Origin of the sequence: Reinekea blandensis MED297 (genome assembly GCF_000153185.1) — a bacterium.
Taxonomy (GTDB): domain Bacteria; phylum Pseudomonadota; class Gammaproteobacteria; order Pseudomonadales; family Natronospirillaceae; genus Reinekea; species Reinekea blandensis.
In genome coordinates this window covers 986,351-1,003,993 of the sequence record NZ_CH724149.1, presented here as the reverse complement: position 1 = coordinate 1,003,993, position 17,643 = coordinate 986,351, and the positions used below count along the sequence as shown (strand labels likewise).

The 17,643-nt window shown below is 52.7% G+C and carries 15 protein-coding genes; 9 read left to right on the top strand and 6 right to left on the bottom strand.

The genetic code is table 11. The features are described 5' to 3' along the window. The 7 genes from gatA to MED297_RS04635 all read left to right on the top strand — a co-directional run. On the top strand, window positions 1-1,289 hold a 1,289-nt coding region (gene gatA, locus MED297_RS04665; RefSeq protein ID WP_008042779.1), incomplete at its 5' end, for an Asp-tRNA(Asn)/Glu-tRNA(Gln) amidotransferase subunit GatA. Window positions 1,290-1,301: 12 nt separating this feature from the next. After that, window positions 1,302-2,735 (top strand): Asp-tRNA(Asn)/Glu-tRNA(Gln) amidotransferase subunit GatB, encoded by a 1,434-nt coding sequence (gene gatB, locus MED297_RS04660; RefSeq protein WP_008042778.1) that lies wholly within the window; start codon window positions 1,302-1,304, stop codon window positions 2,733-2,735. Window positions 2,736-2,852: 117 nt separating this feature from the next. Further along, window positions 2,853-4,733 carry a sensor domain-containing diguanylate cyclase gene (locus tag MED297_RS04655; RefSeq protein ID WP_040556448.1) on the top strand — a complete coding sequence of 627 codons (1,881 nt, stop codon included), beginning with the start codon at window positions 2,853-2,855 and terminating at the stop codon, window positions 4,731-4,733. Window positions 4,734-4,986: 253 nt separating this feature from the next. Next, complete coding sequence (locus MED297_RS04650) at window positions 4,987-7,137, top strand: adenosylcobalamin-dependent ribonucleoside-diphosphate reductase (RefSeq protein ID WP_008042776.1); 2,151 nt, start codon at window positions 4,987-4,989, stop codon at window positions 7,135-7,137. An 11-nt stretch (window positions 7,138-7,148) separates the two neighbouring features. Continuing rightward, window positions 7,149-7,835, top strand: coding sequence for a TSCPD domain-containing protein (locus tag MED297_RS04645; RefSeq protein WP_008042772.1), 687 nt, complete (start codon window positions 7,149-7,151; stop codon window positions 7,833-7,835). 383 nt (window positions 7,836-8,218) lie between these two features. After that, window positions 8,219-9,337, top strand: a complete 1,119-nt coding sequence (locus MED297_RS04640; RefSeq protein ID WP_008042770.1) for a phosphoserine transaminase — start codon at window positions 8,219-8,221, stop codon at window positions 9,335-9,337. Between the two features lie 289 nt (window positions 9,338-9,626). Further along, window positions 9,627-11,627 carry a methyl-accepting chemotaxis protein gene (locus tag MED297_RS04635; RefSeq protein WP_083779333.1) on the top strand — a complete coding sequence of 667 codons (2,001 nt, stop codon included), beginning with the start codon at window positions 9,627-9,629 and terminating at the stop codon, window positions 11,625-11,627. A gap of 45 nt (window positions 11,628-11,672) precedes the next feature. Here MED297_RS04635 and MED297_RS04630 read toward each other — a convergent pair whose 3' ends face one another. From MED297_RS04630 to grxD, 4 genes are all read right to left on the bottom strand, one after another. Next, window positions 11,673-12,230: a YqgE/AlgH family protein gene (locus tag MED297_RS04630; protein ID WP_050762862.1), complete on the bottom strand. Its 558-nt coding sequence runs from the start codon at window positions 12,228-12,230 to the stop codon at window positions 11,673-11,675. A 2-nt stretch (window positions 12,231-12,232) separates the two neighbouring features. Then, window positions 12,233-13,414 (bottom strand): MFS transporter, encoded by a 1,182-nt coding sequence (locus MED297_RS04625; RefSeq protein ID WP_008042765.1) that lies wholly within the window; start codon window positions 13,412-13,414, stop codon window positions 12,233-12,235. Beyond that, window positions 13,411-14,181, bottom strand: a complete 771-nt coding sequence (locus tag MED297_RS04620) for a HesA/MoeB/ThiF family protein (RefSeq protein WP_008042763.1) — start codon at window positions 14,179-14,181, stop codon at window positions 13,411-13,413. The genes MED297_RS04625 and MED297_RS04620 overlap by 4 nt, the downstream gene beginning before the upstream one ends. 110 nt (window positions 14,182-14,291) lie before the next feature. Next, window positions 14,292-14,615 (bottom strand): Grx4 family monothiol glutaredoxin, encoded by a 324-nt coding sequence (grxD, locus tag MED297_RS04615; protein WP_008042761.1) that lies wholly within the window; start codon window positions 14,613-14,615, stop codon window positions 14,292-14,294. Between the two features lie 197 nt (window positions 14,616-14,812). On the opposite strand from grxD, the gene argF reads away from it, so the two are divergent. Both argF and MED297_RS04605 read left to right on the top strand, forming a co-directional pair. Further along, complete coding sequence (gene argF, locus MED297_RS04610) at window positions 14,813-15,715, top strand: ornithine carbamoyltransferase (RefSeq protein ID WP_008042760.1); 903 nt, start codon at window positions 14,813-14,815, stop codon at window positions 15,713-15,715. A 130-nt stretch (window positions 15,716-15,845) separates the two neighbouring features. Continuing rightward, window positions 15,846-16,466, top strand: a complete 621-nt coding sequence (locus MED297_RS04605) for a lysoplasmalogenase (protein ID WP_008042758.1) — start codon at window positions 15,846-15,848, stop codon at window positions 16,464-16,466. Here the strand turns inward: MED297_RS04605 and MED297_RS04600 are convergent. Both MED297_RS04600 and msrB read right to left on the bottom strand, forming a co-directional pair. Further along, window positions 16,446-17,117 (bottom strand): DNA-3-methyladenine glycosylase I, encoded by a 672-nt coding sequence (locus tag MED297_RS04600; protein WP_008042756.1) that lies wholly within the window; start codon window positions 17,115-17,117, stop codon window positions 16,446-16,448. The genes MED297_RS04605 and MED297_RS04600 overlap by 21 nt on opposite strands. Then, a complete protein-coding gene (gene msrB, locus MED297_RS04595) occupies window positions 17,114-17,515 on the bottom strand; it encodes a peptide-methionine (R)-S-oxide reductase MsrB (RefSeq protein ID WP_008042754.1) in 402 nt (133 codons plus the stop codon). Before msrB ends, MED297_RS04600 begins: the two co-directional genes overlap by 4 nt. Window positions 17,516-17,643: the final 128 nt, after the last annotated feature.

Below are 17,643 nucleotides of genomic sequence, written 5' to 3'. Positions count from 1 at the left end.
AAGCCGCAGATAAGGCCATTGCCGACGGTAAAGCCGGTCCATTAACCGGGCTTCCCATTGCGGTTAAAGACATATTCTGTACCGAAGGCGTGAAAACCAGCTGTGGCTCCAAAATGCTGGACAACTTCATCGCGCCTTACGAATCAACCGCGACTCAGCGTTTAAAAGACGCCGGTTTTGTCACCTTGGGCAAAACCAATCTCGATGAGTTCGCCATGGGCTCGTCCACCGAAACCAGTTATTACGGCGCCACCCGGAATCCATGGAACACCGATGCCGTCCCTGGCGGCTCGTCCGGCGGCTCCGCGGTCGCTGTCGCGGCAGGCATGGCTCCGGCCGCACTGGGAACAGACACCGGCGGCTCCATCCGACAACCCGCTGCTTTCTGCGGCATCACGGGTCTGAAACCCACCTATGGGCGTGTGTCCCGCTGGGGTATGGTGGCGTTTGGGTCGTCGTTGGATCAAGGTGGCCCGATGACCCAAACCGCTGAAGACGCGGCGATGATTATGAACACCATTGCCGGCTTTGATCCTCGCGACTCCACGTCAATGGACCAGCCAACAGTCGATTACACCGCGACATTGGACCAGCCATTAAATGGCCTGAAGATTGGTCTGCCAAAAGAGTATTTCGGTGAGGCGCTGGACGATGGTATCCGTCAGGCCATTATGGAAGCGGTGAAGCAGTTTGAAAGTCTCGGTGCAACGGTCAAAGAAATTTCATTGCCACGTACCGAACTGTCGATACCGGCCTACTACATCATTGCTCCGGCCGAGGCATCGACCAACTTGTCACGCTTTGATGGCGTCAAGTTCGGTTACCGCTGTGACAACCCAACGGACCTGATGGACATGTACACCCGAACCCGCTCCGAAGGTTTCGGCGCCGAAGTCAAACGTCGCATCATGGTCGGCACGTACGCCCTTTCAGCCGGTTACTACGACGCCTATTACCGCAAAGCTCAGCAGCTGCGGCGGCTGATCAAACAGGATTTTCAAGCCGCTCTGGCCGATGTCGACGTCATCATGGGACCGGCAACACCTTCGACTGCCTGGAATATCGGCGAGAAAACTCAAGATCCGGTAGCCATGTACATGGAAGATATCTATACGCTGTCTGTTAACCTCGCCGGCCTGCCCGGTATGTCCATCCCTTGCGGATTTAAAGACGGCATGCCCGTAGGTCTTCAGGTGATCGGCAACTATTTCGATGAAGCGCGCCTGCTGAACATCGGACATCAATTCCAACGTGCCACTGACTGGCACAGTCGCAAGCCGAACGTTTAAGGAGCACTCCAGATGCAATGGGAAACCGTAATCGGGTTGGAAGTACACGTTCAGCTGTCGACCAACACCAAAATTTTCTCCGGCTCAAGCACTGCTTTTGGTGCTGAACCCAACACTCAGGCGAATGCTGTTGACCTGGGCTTACCGGGCGTTTTACCGGTCTTTAATGAAGGTGCTTTGAAAAAAGCTGTTGCCTTCGGTCTCGCCATCGATGCCGACATCGGTAAACGTTCTTTTTTTGAACGGAAGAACTATTTTTATCCGGATCTGCCAAAAGGCTATCAAACAACCCAGCTGGAGGCTCCGATCGTTGGCCCCGGCCATGTCGACATTCTGCTGGACGATGGTGAAACCAAACGAGTGCGGATCCATCACGCTCACTTAGAAGAAGATGCGGGTAAGTCTCTGCACGAAGATTTTCATGGCATGAGCGGTATCGATTTAAACCGGGCCGGCACGCCGTTGATCGAAATCGTAACCGAGCCAGACATGCGCAGTTCCGCCGAAGCCGTCGCTTTCGCGAAAAAGCTGCACACCATTGTGACGGCCATTGGCATTTGTGATGGCGACATGTCGCAAGGCTCCATGCGCTTCGACGTTAACGTGTCCATCCGGCCAAAAGGGTCGGACACCCTGGGCACACGGACCGAAACCAAAAACCTGAACTCTTTCCGTTTCATGGAAGAAGCCATCAAACTCGAAGTCGAACGCCAGATCGATGTTCTCGAAGACGGCGGCGAGATTATTCAGGAAACCCGGCTTTATAACGGCGATACCAAAACAGCGCGATCCATGCGCAGCAAGGAAGAAGCAAATGACTACCGCTACTTCCCCTGTCCGGATCTGTTGCCGGTCGTTATTGACGATGACTATATCAACTCAATCCGCAGTACATTACCCGAACTTCCGGACGCGAAAATCGAACGGTTTATCGACAGTTACGGTTTAACGCAATACGACGCCAGTGTGCTTTCGGCGACGGCGGCCATGGCCGACTACTTTGAGCAAACAACCAAGATCTGTGGCGACGCGAAACTGGCCGCCAACTGGTGCATGGGTGAACTGTCCAAGTTCCTGAACCAACAGGAAATTGACATTGCCGATTGCCCGATTTCACCAAATGATCTCGGTCAACTGCTGGCACGGATTAAAGACGACACCATCTCCGGTAAAATCGCAAAAACCGTCTTCCAGGCCATGACGAACGGCGAAGGCAGCGCCGATGAGATCATCGATGCAAAAGGCTTGAAACAGGTCACCGATACGGGTGCCATCGAAGCCATGGTCGATGAGGTCATCGCAGCCAACCAGGGCCAGTTTGAAGAACTCAAAAGCGGGAAAGATAAACTGATCGGTTTCTTCGTAGGTCAGGTCATGAAAGCGTCTAAAGGTCAGGCCAACCCCGGACAGGTGAATAAAATCCTGAAGCAAAAAATGCAGGACTGACGTTCAGCCCACTCAAGGTGGCCCGGCTTCGGGTCACCCTCTGCCCATCTTTACCTGTCATTTAAACCGTTTTGTTTCTACACTATTTAAGTCTGCCGGAACACTGAACGACCTTTGATGATATTCGCTTCGGTCCGAGACCACACAATAACCCTGCTGTCATTGCTTTGCCTGGTGATGTTAACGATCCCGCATGGGGAAGCTGAAACCCCTGATCAGTGGGAGGCTATACCAACTTTCGATCTGGCAACACAGCCGGTTGAAAAGCGCGGAGAACTGTCCGGAGAGTGGGGTTTCGCCTGGCATCAACAGCTCAACCCAGCGACCCTTGCTGAGCCGGCCGAATCGAAAAGGACGGTACAACTACCCGATTACCTGAACAATCTCATTCACCCTGAGGAGCGAAACGGTCGCTTTGCTCAGGGTCATGCCACCTACTTTGTGCGCATTAAAAACCTGTCAGACTTTTATTCCCGGCCCGCCATTACTATGCGATACGTCTCGGAGGCTTGGGCTGCCTACTGGCTGTTTCCTGATGGCCACACTGAGCGGCTTGGCGGCTCTGGAGAGCTGGCCACCGATCCGGAAAACCAGGTCATTCGAGATCACATCTATGTGCTGGATCTGCCAAGAGAATCCAACGATGGGATCCTCGTTGTTCACTTATCGGCTTATCACGGCGCCAGGGCCGGCCTGTATGGACTGGTTAAAGTTGAAGAACAGGAAACGCTGATCCGGAGCATTCTGGGCGACCTGACAATCCGGGCCGTGTTTTTCGGTATTGGGCTGTTCGTCGTATTTCAGAACCTGCTGCTTTATCTGAGACACCGATCTGATCAGAGTTTTTTGCTGCTGTCCGTTTTTGCGTTTGCCGGCATTGCCCGTTCCGCCTTTGCATCCAATTACGTGACCTATTTTGTAAACCAACCCTGGTTCAGCATTCCCGCGGTTAAGATCGAGTACATCCTTATCCTATGGCCAGGGATCGCGGCGCTACATTACGTCTGCCACCTGTTCCCCTGGCGATGGAACCGCCTTTTACTCAGTACCAGCTACCTGATTCTGGCTGTCGCCTCGATATATACACTGTTGGCACCTATGGTCGAAGTTTCCTATTACCTTCTCGTCTACAACGCATTGCTGGTTTTAATTGTGTTGGCGGCGGTCTGCGTCGTTATTCATGGGATGTTGCGAAGACATGAGATGGCCTTTTTCTTCAGTCGTTCAGTCATTCCTCTGATTATTGCCATGCTCAACGACATCGTTGCGGCTTCCACGCCGGATTACAATTTCTACTTTGCTGAGTACGCGCTCATCCTCTTTCTGTTTATTCATACTCAACGTCAGGCGGTGCAGTTCGTGACCGCCCTACGAGTCGCGGAGCACCTCAGCAACAACCTGCAACGGGAGGTCGAGCTGAAAACCAGTGAACTGTCCCTTCGTAACCGTGAACTGGAAGCAAAACATCAGCGGGTGAAACTGCTGTCCCAAACGGACCATCTAACCGGCTTATATAACCGGCAATCGTTAGATAACCGCACCAAAGCGCTGTTCGAACAGGCCGAGCAAAGTGACAGCCACCTGAGCCTGATAATGATGGACATTGATCATTTCAAGCCGATCAATGACCGCTTTGGCCATCAGGTTGGCGATGAATGTCTGGTGCATGTCGCATCTTTCCTGCGCGGGCTGAACCTGCGCCACAAAGATCTCATTGCCCGTTTTGGCGGAGAAGAGTTCACCATCGTCTTACCTGATACCTCGATTGAGCATGCACAACACCTGATTGAGGATGTGTGCACAAGACTCAGCAAAGAAACCGTCAGCGGATCGCACTATGAGATTCAACTGACAGCCAGCTTCGGCATTGCCGAGCGAGTGATCAGTCAGGCCCCGTCGTACGAAGAACTCATCCAAAAAGCGGATCAGGCACTCTATCAGGCGAAACAAAATGGCCGGAACCGGGTTGAAGTCTACCAATCAGACACACCTGAATAGTGATCGAAAAAATATTCCCTGCCCTCTAGCGCGATAATGACGGGCTTACAGAAAAGTCAACCAGCCTTCATAATAAAATCTGCTTTAACCACTACAGGTTGTGTTCTAAAATCCACTCAAACACTACAGGTAGTGCTTCAGGCGAATCACAGTGACCACTGATCGAATGCCGCTGTTAGCGCGTTTCCGCCTGAACACCCGCATTTCCCTGTGTGACCCGATTACCGACAACTCAACATAAGGCCTTTCAGACATGACAGGAAATACACAACTGGAACGTGACAATTGCATCGTTATTGATCATCAGGATGCCTCGCTGGACATCTGGGATTCAAAATACCGGCTCAAGGACAGTCAGGGCACGCCGGTTGATGCTGACATTGAAGCTACCTTTGCCCGGGTTGCCGAAGCACTGTCATCAGTTGAAAAGAACAAGGCCAAAAAGAAAGAATGGCACGAGAAGTTTCTCTGGGCCCTGGAAAACGGCGCGATTCCAGCCGGACGGATCGTTTCCAATGCTGGTGCACTGGAACACAAACCTGCCACCTCGACCATCAACTGTACGGTATCAGGCACCATCGAAGATTCCATGGATGGCATCCTGGAGAAAGTCCATGAAGCCGGCCTGACGCTGAAAGCCGGTTGCGGTATCGGTTATGAATTTTCAACCTTACGTCCGAAAAATGCTTTTGTCTCCGGCGCCGGCGCCTACACGTCAGGCCCGCTGTCGTTTATGGATATCTATGACAAGATGTGTTTTACCGTTTCCAGTGCCGGTGGTCGTCGGGGTGCACAGATGGCGACATTCGACGTCAGTCATCCTGACGTTGTCGATTTCATCCGGGCGAAACGCGAAGACGGCCGTCTTCGACAGTTCAACCTTTCCTTACTGATTACCATGGAGTTCATGGAAGCGGTAAAAAACGACACCGACTGGCCCTTGGTCTTCCCGGTGTCCGAAGCTGAAGTCCTGCGTGACGGTCTCGATGTCAACAATCCAGAGCAGGTCATCTGGAAAGACTGGCACGTTAAAGATCCCTACCTGCAAAACGATAAGGGTGAGATCGCCTGTCGCGTCTACCGCATCATCAAGGCCCGTAATCTGTGGAATGTCATCATGACCTCCACCTACGATTATGCTGAGCCTGGTTTCATCCTGATCGACAAGGTTAACGAGTACAACAACAACTGGTTCTGCGAAACCATCCGTGCGACCAACCCCTGTGGTGAACAGCCACTGCCCCCCTATGGTTCCTGTCTGTTGGGCTCAGTTAACCTGACCCGTTTTGTGGAAGATCCGTTCACCGAAAACGCGAAATTTAACTGGGATAAGTTCCACGAAGTGGTTCGCATCTTCACCCGCATGCTGGACAACGTGGTTGAAATCAACGGTCTGCCATTGCCGGAACAGCGCGATGAAATTACCCGTAAGCGCCGTCATGGCATGGGATATCTGGGGCTTGGCTCTACCATCACGATGTTGCGCATGAAATACGGCGATGAAGCGTCGGTTGCGTTTACCGAAGAAGTCACCAAAGCCATGGCGCTGGCCGGTTGGGAAACCGCATTGGATCTGGCCAAAGAGAAAGGCCCGGCACCGATCATGGAAGAAGAGTTTGAAATCACCCATGAAATGGTTCGTAAACGTCCGGAGTTGCTGAAAGATGGCTACCAGGTGGGCGATAAACTGCCCGGCCGAATCCTGCATGCTAAATACAGCCGTTACATGCAGCAGATCAACGATATTGCACCGGAACTGGTCGATGAACTGGCCAAAGTTGGTGCTCGCTTTACGCACCATTCGTCCATTGCACCGACCGGCACCATCAGTCTGTCCATTGCGAACAACGCCAGTAACGGTATTGAGCCGTCATTTGCACACCACTATTCGCGTAATGTGATCCGTGCGGGTAAAAAATCCAAAGAGAAAGTCGATGTGTTCTCGTTTGAACTGCTCGCGTATCGCAAACTGGTGAACGATAAGGCCATGCCATACAGCGACGAACCAGAAGCTCAACTGCCGGACTATTTCATCACCTCTGACAGTGTTGAGCCGAAGCAGCATGTGGACATTCAGGCTGCTTCACAGATCTGGATCGATTCCTCTATTTCAAAAACGGCCAACGTCCCAACCGATTATGCATTCGACAGCTTTAAGGACATTTACCTCTATGCTTATGAGCAGGGTCTGAAAGGCTGCACCACCTTCCGCTTCAACCCAGAAGCCTTCCAGGGCGTTCTGGTCAAAGAGCAGGATCTGGAAAACACGACGTATCGCTTCAAACTGGACGATGGTTCTGTACTTGAAGCCAAAGGCAACGAAATGATTGAATACGACGGCGAATCACATACCGCCGCAAACCTATTTGACGCACTGAAAGAAGGCTATTACGGGAAGTTTTAAGGATGACAGCAATGAAAAAGATTGAACGAAAAATCGTCGGTTACGAGGTTGTTACTCCGGAAAAACTGGCCGCACAGAAAGCTGAAGAGCAAAAGAGCAGCATTGAGCAGATGCACGAGTCGGTGCAGCGCCCGGAGATGCTGATCGGCTCGACTTATAAGATCAAAACGCCGATGTCTGAGCATGCCATGTACGTGACCATCAACGACATGATGCTCAATGAAGGCACCGAACATGAAGTGCGCCGACCTTTCGAGATTTTCATCAACTCGAAAAACATGGAGCATTATCAATGGGTCGTGGCGTTAACGCTGTTGATTTCGGCTGTCTTCCGCAAAGGTGGCGACATCACCTTTATTGTTGACGAACTCAGCGCAGTATTTGACCCTCAGGGCGGCTATTTCAAGCGTGGCGGTAAGTTTATGCCCTCCATCGTCGCTGAAATTGCGGAAGTCATTGAGCAACACCTGAAGATGATTGGCATGCTGGCGGATGATGGTCTTGATGAGCATCAGAAAAAGCTCATCGCCGACAAACGTGCGGAGTATGAGTCCAAGCAGTCAGCGGGTAACGCTTCAAACGACAGCAGCGAGTTCCCAGCGGACGCTCAAATGTGTAAAAAATGTAACACCAAAGCCGCCATTGTGATGGACGGTTGCCTGACCTGCCTGAACTGCGGCGACTCGAAGTGTGGATAAAACATCGATTTGCCTTCGGCAAAATCAAGACACCTTAACGGTGTCTTGATAGATGTTTTATGACCAGCCAGGGATGGCTGGGCCGGAACAGGCCACCAAGGACGGTTGACTTTGTTATCTCAAGCCTCGTGTAAACGGGGCTTTTTTGTGACTGTTTTATCACCAGCCACCATGAACGATTTAACTTATTAGCGCTTATCTCATACCAACGACCTGCGGTACTTCTGCACCTCCTGATCAGTGCGACCGCAGTGAAGCACAAGCAAAAACACAGCCTTGCACAAGCAAACCTGTTCTGAACAGATCGTGCATGATTTAATACGCACTTCTGTCAACATAGGCCGGTCCGGCCGAATCGTCTCTTTCACAGGACTGCCCCGAACATGAAACCCTCGTTAAAGCCTAACAACCCTAATTTTTCTTCCGGACCCTGCAGTAAACGTCCGGGCTATAACGTCAGCACTCTCGACCTGAGCACACTGGGCCGTTCCCATCGTGCGCCCATTGGCAAAGCTGCGCTCCAGGCCGCCTGTGAACGGACCGCTCAGCTGCTGGAGCTGCCGCCGGGGTACCGGGTTGGCGTCGTTCCGGCTTCGGACACCGGCGCTATGGAAATGGCGATGTGGTCCCTGCTCGGTGAACGCCCGGTGGATGTCTTTGGCTGGGAATCGTTCGGTCTGACCTGGGTTAAAGACATCACCAACCAACTTAAGCTGGATCAGGTGACGACTTACTCAGCTGACTATGGCGACCTGCCAGACCTGTCTCAGGCCAACCCGAACCACGATCTGGTGTTCACCTGGAATGGCACGACTTCGGGGGTTCGAGTGCCGAACGCGGATTGGATTGATGCCCAGCGGACCGGACTGACGATCTGCGATGCGACTTCAGCCGTGTTTGCGATGGAAATGCCCTGGGAGAAGCTGGATGTGGTCACCTTCTCCTGGCAAAAAGTACTGGGTGGCGAAGGCGCACACGGAATGTTGATACTGTCTCCCCGAGCGGTTGAACGACTGGAAAACTATACACCGCCCTGGCCGATGCCTAAGATTTTCCGCCTGACCAGTGGTGGCAAACTCGATGAAGGCATTTTTCAGGGGTCAACCATTAACACACCGTCAATGCTTTGCGTTGCTGACTATCTGGATGCTCTGGACTGGGTTGAAAGCTCAGGGGGTGTCGCACAGACGATTGCCAAATCCCAGACGAACCTGGCGGTGCTGGAACGGTTTGTCGAACAACATGACTGGATTCACTTTTTGGCGTCCCGTCCGGACACCCGCTCAAACACCAGTGTCTGCCTGACACTGGATCTCACACCGGCGCAGGTCAAACAAATGACCACCCTACTCAATGACGAAGGTATTGCCTACGATGTCGGTTCCTATCGCGATGCACCGGCCGGGCTGAGAATCTGGTGCGGCGCCACCGTGGAAAAACAAGATCTCGAAGCCCTGATGCCCTGGTTGAGCTGGGCTTATCAACAAGTACAGGAAGGCTAGCCGGAGCGACGCGTCGCAAAACGGGACATCCCTGACTCATCAGAGGGGGAGTCCCTCACGCCAACCTGAATCACTGCAAATCGCACCATAACAGAGCAATAGCTGACTTCACCCCGCAGCATCGCACCAAGCTGGAGTGTACGACTTGCCGCTAACAACCCGGACGGCTTTTTACCATGTAAAAGAGGCATTTTCGCGTGGTAGAACCTAAAGTTATGGGAAAGAGTTCCGTTAACATAACTATCCCTATTATCGGCCCGAAAGCCTGCCACAGTCCCTGAGGTGCAGTATGAGACTTTCATTAGTAAATCGCGTGATCCTCGGCTTTGCCGTCGTCACCTTCTTGTTGTTGACAATCGCTGCCAGCGGCTACATTTCCCAAATTCGTATGGCACAACAACTTGAGCTAACAGCCTCAACGCTTACAGGGTTACTGGACCGGGCCAATACCACCCTCATGCATCTGCAAGACGCCAATCGGCACATGATGCAACATGCAAACACCGAGAATGCTGAAGATCGAGAGCGCTTACGAACAGAGTTTGAGAGTTCAAAAACCGATTATCAGACGGAGGCGGCACAGTTAATCGCTGAGCTGCAAAACTTCCCTGCCATCCTTGAAAGCGTCAATCAAGCCGGTCCAATCGCCCGAACCTTACTGACCCGCGCCGAAGAACATCTGAACATTCAGGATGAGCGCATCCAGGCCCGCAATCGCTCATTCAACGAGCTGGATAACTTTGAAGGTGAGTTTATCTTTTTCCAGGACGACATTGCCTATCTCGTGGAAAGTGCTGAGGATGCCGGCCAGCAGCAGACTATCTGGGATCTCGACTTCATATTAGACCAGGCTGCCGGCGCCCAGATTTACCTGCAACGCATGCTCGCGGTCACCGAACCGGAAGCCATTGAAAGTGCTCGCCAGGAGCTTTTCGGGTATCTGACTCGAATCAACGAAAAAGTCACCAATATTGAACGGGACATGCCCAGCCTGATCAGCGACATTCAGGTCTACCAGGACGTTTTGACTCAAGCCATTGCCGCACCGGAGGGCACCTTTCAACAGCATCTGCGATATGTTGAACTGAACCGTCAGTCCAATGAACTGCTCTCTGAAGCCGCCAGCCTGATGGAACAACTCAGTCACCAACTCGGGAGCAGTGTCAGCCTGGTACGTCAAACATCCGCTTCCGCCCGAGCGGACGCCGAAAACACCTTTGAAAACTCACTGACGATCAACATCGCCCTGGCCCTGGCTTCCATTGTTATCGCGGTGTTTATTGCCTTAACGGTCACCCGCGCCATCAAGGTGCCACTGTCGGAAATCATGGCCGCGTTGGCGCGCCTGTCGGACGGCAACCTCAGCCAACCGATCCAATCGCGCTTTCATTCGGAAATGGGCATGGTTGCAAACAATGTCAATGTATTAAGGGAACAGTTAGGTCAGCTGATCGCGGAAATTCAGCAATCGGCGCAAACCATCAGCGATGTCGCCGAAGAAAGTTATCAGATGAGCGATCAGACCAACCGGGATGTCGCCCTGCAGCGCGAACAGACCGATTCGGTCGCCACCGCGGTCACCGAAATGGAAGCGGCCATTCAGGAAGTCGCCACCCACGCGGCTGACGCCAGTGACGAAGTCTCAAAAGTGAGCGATGAAGCTCAGCAGAGCATGGAAAACATGGGTAAGAATCTACGTTTCGTCAGCCGGCTTAAAGAATCACTCGACAATGCGTCATCAGTCATTCAGCAACTGTCCGAAGAGTCCCAGCAAATCGGTGACATTCTGAATGTCATTCAGGGCATTGCGGAACAAACCAATCTGCTCGCGCTGAACGCCGCCATCGAAGCTGCTCGCGCGGGTGAGCAGGGTCGCGGTTTTGCGGTCGTTGCCGACGAAGTGCGTTCTTTAGCGAATCGCACACAACAGTCTGCCAATGAAATCCGAGACATGATCGAAAGCCTGCAAGGCAAAGCCAGCCAGGCGGTCACCATTGTTGAAGGCAACCTTGAGCATGCTGACCGCTCGGTACAGCAAACACAGGAAACCAATGAAGCTCTGAATCAGATGGTCACTCGGTTGGCGAATGTGAATGACATGAGTCGCAGTATTGCAACCGCTTCAGAGGAACAGAGCGCCGTGGCAAAAGACGTCGCACAGAACGTGGTGCAGATTTCTGACATGTCAGAAAACATAGCCAAACGAGCCGAAAGCTCAGCAGACAACAGTCAGTCACTGAATGATCTTTCAACCGATCAGAAGAACCTGATCAGCCGCTTCCGGTTGTAACCCCTAGCAAAAAGCGGAAGATCTTGTCTTCCGCTTTTTAAGTGTTCAGGCCAGACCACCATGGCCGGAGAGCGTGGCCAGATCGATCCCGAGGTCGGACAACGCATGTTGGTACTTGCCCACTTCGTCGTCCTGAAAAATAATGGCCTCATTGGCTTCGACCGTCAGCCAGGCATTTTCTTTCAACTCTTCTTCTAACTGCCCGGGTGACCAACCGGAGTACCCCAGACAAAACAAAAAACGCTCCGGCCCTTCATCCTGAGCAATGGCTTCGAGCATGTCCCGACTGGTCGTCAGAACCAGTTGCTCGTTACTCAATGAGCTGATCCAGGTCTGTTCTGTTGGCGGGTGCAGAATAAAGCCCTGCTCCTGAGCCACAGGTCCGCCATGATAGACCGGTTTACTCCCGGTTCGGGGGGAATATCCACTCAGCTCAGAGGATTCAAAGACCTCCTCCAGATTAAGATTCAATGGCCGGTTAACGATCAAACCAAGCGCGCCCTGTTCATCATGTTGCACCAGATAGGTCAGCGTTCCGGAAAAAACAGGGTCGCCCATTTGCGGCATCGCGATCAGAAAATGGTGATTCAGGTTCATAGACATCACTACCTCGTGGCCAGACTCGTACGCAGACTGACTTCCTGACCAGGGGCCGGCGCCAGTGGTATCCACTGACTGGCAATCAGGGAGACACCAGCCAATGCAGCCCCCAGATAGAAAACGGCAGCGGGCGACACCAGCCAGACCAATCCAAGTATGGCAGGCAATACCACGGCCGCAATGTGGTTTATTGTAAACGAGACCCCGGCGGTTGAGGCCATGTCCTGAGGATCCGCAATCTTCTGGAAATAGGTTTTAATAGCAATGGCAAACGCAAAGAAGAGATGATCAATAACATACAGGCTTGCCGCGACCCACGGACTGGTGGCAACGGCGTAACCACTGAACACCAGAATCAGCCCCAGATACTCAATCGTGAGCGCTTTTCGCTCGCCGATCACACCGATCCAGGCGCCGACTTTCCGGGCAAAGAACATATTGAAAAAATGATTCGCCAGTAACAGCAAAGCAATTTGACCCGCGCTGTAGCCAAACTTCTCAACCATCAGGAAGCCGGCGAAGACAACAAAGATCTGTCGGCGAGCGCCACTGAGAAACGTCAGAAAGTAAAACAACCAGTACCGGCGGCGCAGGATCAATTTTTTACTCTGAGGGGCTCGGGCGGCAAACTGCGGATAACGCAATGCCGCAAACAGCACCACCAGCAGCGTCAACCCGCCAAACAGGCTGTACACCCAGACATAGGGCCATTGCAGATAATCAATGGTGAACCAAACGCCACCGAATGACACAATCGCAGCAACGGCCTTGATCGATAAGGCTTTGCCCATGAACTCCGGAGCGTGTTCTTTCGGCAACCATTGTAAGGTCAAGGACTGGTTGATGGTTTCGAAATAGTGAAAGCCAATCGACATCAGAACCGTGGTCACGTAAAGCCCCAGAACCGTCGGAAAGAACCCGGTCAGCATCACACCGACGCCCAGCATGGCCAGAGACAGGATGGCAAAACGCTGCTCATGCACAATCCACAACACAAACACAGCGGTAAAGGCCAGAAACCCCGGCACTTCCCGAAGACTTTGTAATATCCCGATTTCACGCCCGGTAAAGTCAGCCGCTTCAATGGAAAAATTGTTCAGCAGAGCCATCCAGGTTGAGAACGCAATCGGCATGGCAAAAGCAAGCAACAGCAGAAACTGTTCTCGGTGTTTCTGGTCCGTCATCATAGGTTCGCTCCAATCCGGGTCTGACACACCGGGCAAGTGGGGTTCTGCTGGTATCGAAAACTCTGCCAGTCCATGGTCATGGCATCCCAAATCATCAGACGCCCGATTAATGGCTCGCCCTGATTCAGGATCAGTTTCAGCGTTTCCATCGCCATCATAGACCCGACGGCGCCAACGACCGGCCCAAGCACGCCCGCTGTTGCACAGGTAAGGGCATCGTCCTGTCCGTCTTCATAGATACATCGAAAACAAGGCTCTTCTGCCTGCGAAAAACGAAAACTGGTTAGTTGCCCGCTGGTCCCGATCGCAGCCCCGCTGACCAGCGGCGTCGAATGAGCGGCACACCACTGATTCACAGTATAGCGACTGCCGAAGTTGTCGGTACCGATCACCATCACATCAGCCCCGGACAGTAGTCCGGAGACGTTTGCATCGCTCAGCCGGACTGCTTTTTTGTGCACTCGGATATCAGGGTTCAGATCATGAATAGCCTGCTCGGCACTGTCGACTTTGAGTTGCCCGACGTTTGATCGACGATGAATAACCTGACGCTGCAGGTTCGTTTCATCCACGACATCATCGTCCACCAGTGTCAAAGTACCAACGCCAGCGGCTGCCAGATATTGCAACACCGGAGCACCCAGACCACCGGCCCCGATGACGACCACATGAGACGCCAACAACTGCTGTTGCCCGGTGATATCGACCTGAGGCAAAAGAATGTTCCTGGCATAGCGCAGCAGTTGATCGTCGTTCAGTTCGTTCATACCCGTTTTCCGGTGCTGATAAATAAAAAATGCCCCTTTCGGTGGACCCGAAAGAGGCTCGTTGTCAGGGTTGGCGGGCCTTCAAACTCAGGTTTAAACATCCCCGGAGATCAGGCCGAGGGTGCCGCCTCTTTAATGGCTTCCTGAAGTTCGCCGCTTTCAAACATTTCAGTGATGATATCGCATCCGCCAATCAGCTCCCCTTTGATCCACAATTGTGGAAAGGTTGGCCAGTTCGCATATTTCGGCAGTTCAGCACGGATATCCGGATGCTGCAGGATGTCGACGTAGGCAAACCGCTCACCACATGACATCACCGCCTGTACCGCACGGGCAGAAAAACCGCACATGGGCTGGTTCGGATTCCCTTTCATATACAGCAGAATATCATTTCCGGAAATCTGTTCTTTGATGTTTTCGAGGGTGTCGCTCATATAACCTACCAAATCGCTCAGATATTTAGCGCTATTGTACCCATTTCACGACCGGGTGCCAGCGTCCCACCCAAGTCATCGGGCGAAACCATCCATTGCAGGAAATGACGAGTAATATGCCGAATGTGACATTGATGGCCGCCCGAGCGCGTGATAGCCTGAATCTTTTCCTAAAATAAACCTTGGAGTGTCTGAACATGACGGTTCGCCACTTTCTGACGTTGAATGATCTGACGTCTGACGAAGCTCTTAAAATCATCAACCGTGCCGCCGAACTGAAGGCCCTGCACAAAGCCCGTACCGTTCACGAGCCGCTTAAAAACCGGGTACTGGGCATGATTTTCGAGAAATCGTCAACGCGGACGCGTGTTTCGTTCGAAGCCGGTATGACCCAGCTCGGTGGCAGCGCAATCTTCCTGTCGCCCCGTGACACTCAACTCGGTCGCGGTGAGCCGATCGAAGACAGCGCCCGGGTGTTATCTCAGATGGTCGATGCGGTGATGATCCGAACCTTCGAACATCACAAAATTCAGACCTTTGCCGACTACAGTACGGTGCCGGTCATCAACGCGCTGACCGATGACTACCATCCGTGTCAGTTGCTGGCGGATGTTCAGGCCTATACCGAAGCACGAGGCAGCATTCAGGGAAAAACCGTCACCTGGGTTGGCGATGGCAATAACATGTGCAACAGCTACATCAATGCCGCGAAGCTGTTTGATTTCCAGTTGAACATTGCCTGCCCGGAAGGTTATGAACCCATGTCTGAGCTGCTCGAGAGCGCTGGCGATCGTGTTCATATCATCCGCTCTGTCGAAGAGGCTACTGCCGGTGCCCATCTGGTTACCACGGACGTCTGGGCGAGCATGGGCCAGGAAGAAGAAGCTAAAGCACGCATGGCTGCCTTCCGCGACTATCAGGTGTCTCCGAAACTGATGGACATCGCTGACAAGGACGCCGTGTTCCTGCACTGCCTGCCTGCTCACCGCGGCGAAGAAGTCAGTGAAGACATGCTCGATGACCCTCGCTCGGTCGTCTTCGAACAAGCCGGTAACCGACTGCATGCTCAGAAGGCACTGCTGGAGTTCCTGATTCGCTGAATCAAGGCATCCGAAGCGGATCATAGCCAATCGTCGTGATCCGCTTCATTCGTTCACCCTTTCAGAAACCCACGCGGAGCAACCACGCTCTGGCAATCCAACCGGCACTGCTCACAGGAAAACAATAACAATGACGCGCGCCTATCACCTGACGTTTACCATCACCGCCCTGCTGTACCTGATCCTGCTGCCCTGGCCATTGCCTTTCGATGCCTTGCTGAAGATTCTGCCAATCGCCGTTCTTGCGCTGGCCGTTTTACGGCAAGCTACTGTTCAATATCGACCCTTGGTACTGCTGGCATTGGTATTCAGTGCCAGTGGCGATGTTCTGCTCGAGTTTGACTGGTTTGTTGCCGGTGTCGCTGCATTTCTGATCGCTCAGGTAGGCTACGCCGTCTTGTTTTTTAACTACCGAAAAAGCTGGACGAATCGCTGGCCCGCATCCCTGGCACTGGTGGTTTACATCGCTTTGATGGCCTGGGTATTACTGCCTAATCTGGGCGAAATGACAGCACCGGTCGTTGCCTATCTGACGGTGATCTCCGCCATGGGGTTGCTGGCGTTACAATCGCGATTGTCTCTGTTTCCGGCCGTCATCGGCGCACTGGTGTTCATCAGTTCCGATTCCATGATTGCCATCGACAGGTTTTTGGCCCCGCTGCCACTGCGCAGTTATTGGATCATGATCACTTACTACGGTGCGCAATGGCTGCTGATCCTCGGCTTTCTGTCAGTGCGGACCGATCGATAACGCCAGCACCATACTGATGGCCGACAGTGACAAACCTGACTCTTCCTGAAGGTCATTGAAGTAGGCTTGTACCGCTTTCAGGTCACGCTGAGAGGTTGGTTTTTTACTGACCACGCCAGCGTTAATTAAGGCACTCACCACATCGTCCGATAAGACAAAGGTGTCTTTTCCGGCCATTCGCAACAGCCGAGCACCGCCATCACCACCGAGATGGGCTCCCTGTTTTTTCAGCAGCTGCCAAAGTCCGACAATATCTGACACCGGCCACTGTGCTAAAAACTGCCCGAAACCACCATACTGGCGAGACAGATCCTGAACCATCATGGCGTTTACCGGGATGGTTTTCATTTTCTGCCAATGCCGAACCAGAGACTTATTCTGCATCAGTTCTTCAAAGCGGGCGTCATCGATTAACTGACAGGCAACCGGATTAAATGACCAGAACGCCTCTTCAAACGCCGGCCATTTACTGTCGATAACCGAATGCTTCATCCCCGCCCGAAACACGCGTCGACTGATGAGACTCAGGTACTCTGCATCCGATCGCGCAGCCAGTTCTTCGTCCGAGGCCACTGGTGGAAACCTCTGACGAATGGCGGTTTCCGACGGATGATGCATCCAGGCCTGTTGCCAAAAATCGTCAAAGGTCATTCGTCATCCCGATCCAGATTCAACGCGGCGGAGTTAATGCAGAAACGCATGCCTGTCGGTTCGGGTCCGTCAGGGAAAACATGACCTAAATGAGCATCGCAATTGGCACACAATACTTCAGTTCGTACCATACCGTGGGAACGGTCTTCCCGTTCAACGACGGCGGACTTATCTAACGAGTCATAAAAGCTCGGCCATCCGCAGCCAGCGTCAAACTTCGTTTCACTGCGGAACAGCGGTGTATTGCAACACACACATCGATACAACCCAGCCGCCGTTTCATCCCAGTAAATACCGCTGAAGGGTCGCTCTGTATGGGCTTGACGAGTCACCCGGTATTGTTCGTCGTCCAACTGTGCTCGCCACTGGTCGTCAGACTTGGTTATTTTTTCGCTCATGGTCAATCTCCGATAGGATTTAAACGATCAAATCCCTATACTTTAAAGTGATAAGAACGGATGAGTCTGCGCTGTTATGGAGGCGCAGACACAACATTCAACCACAAACGTCATCATCGCAATTATAC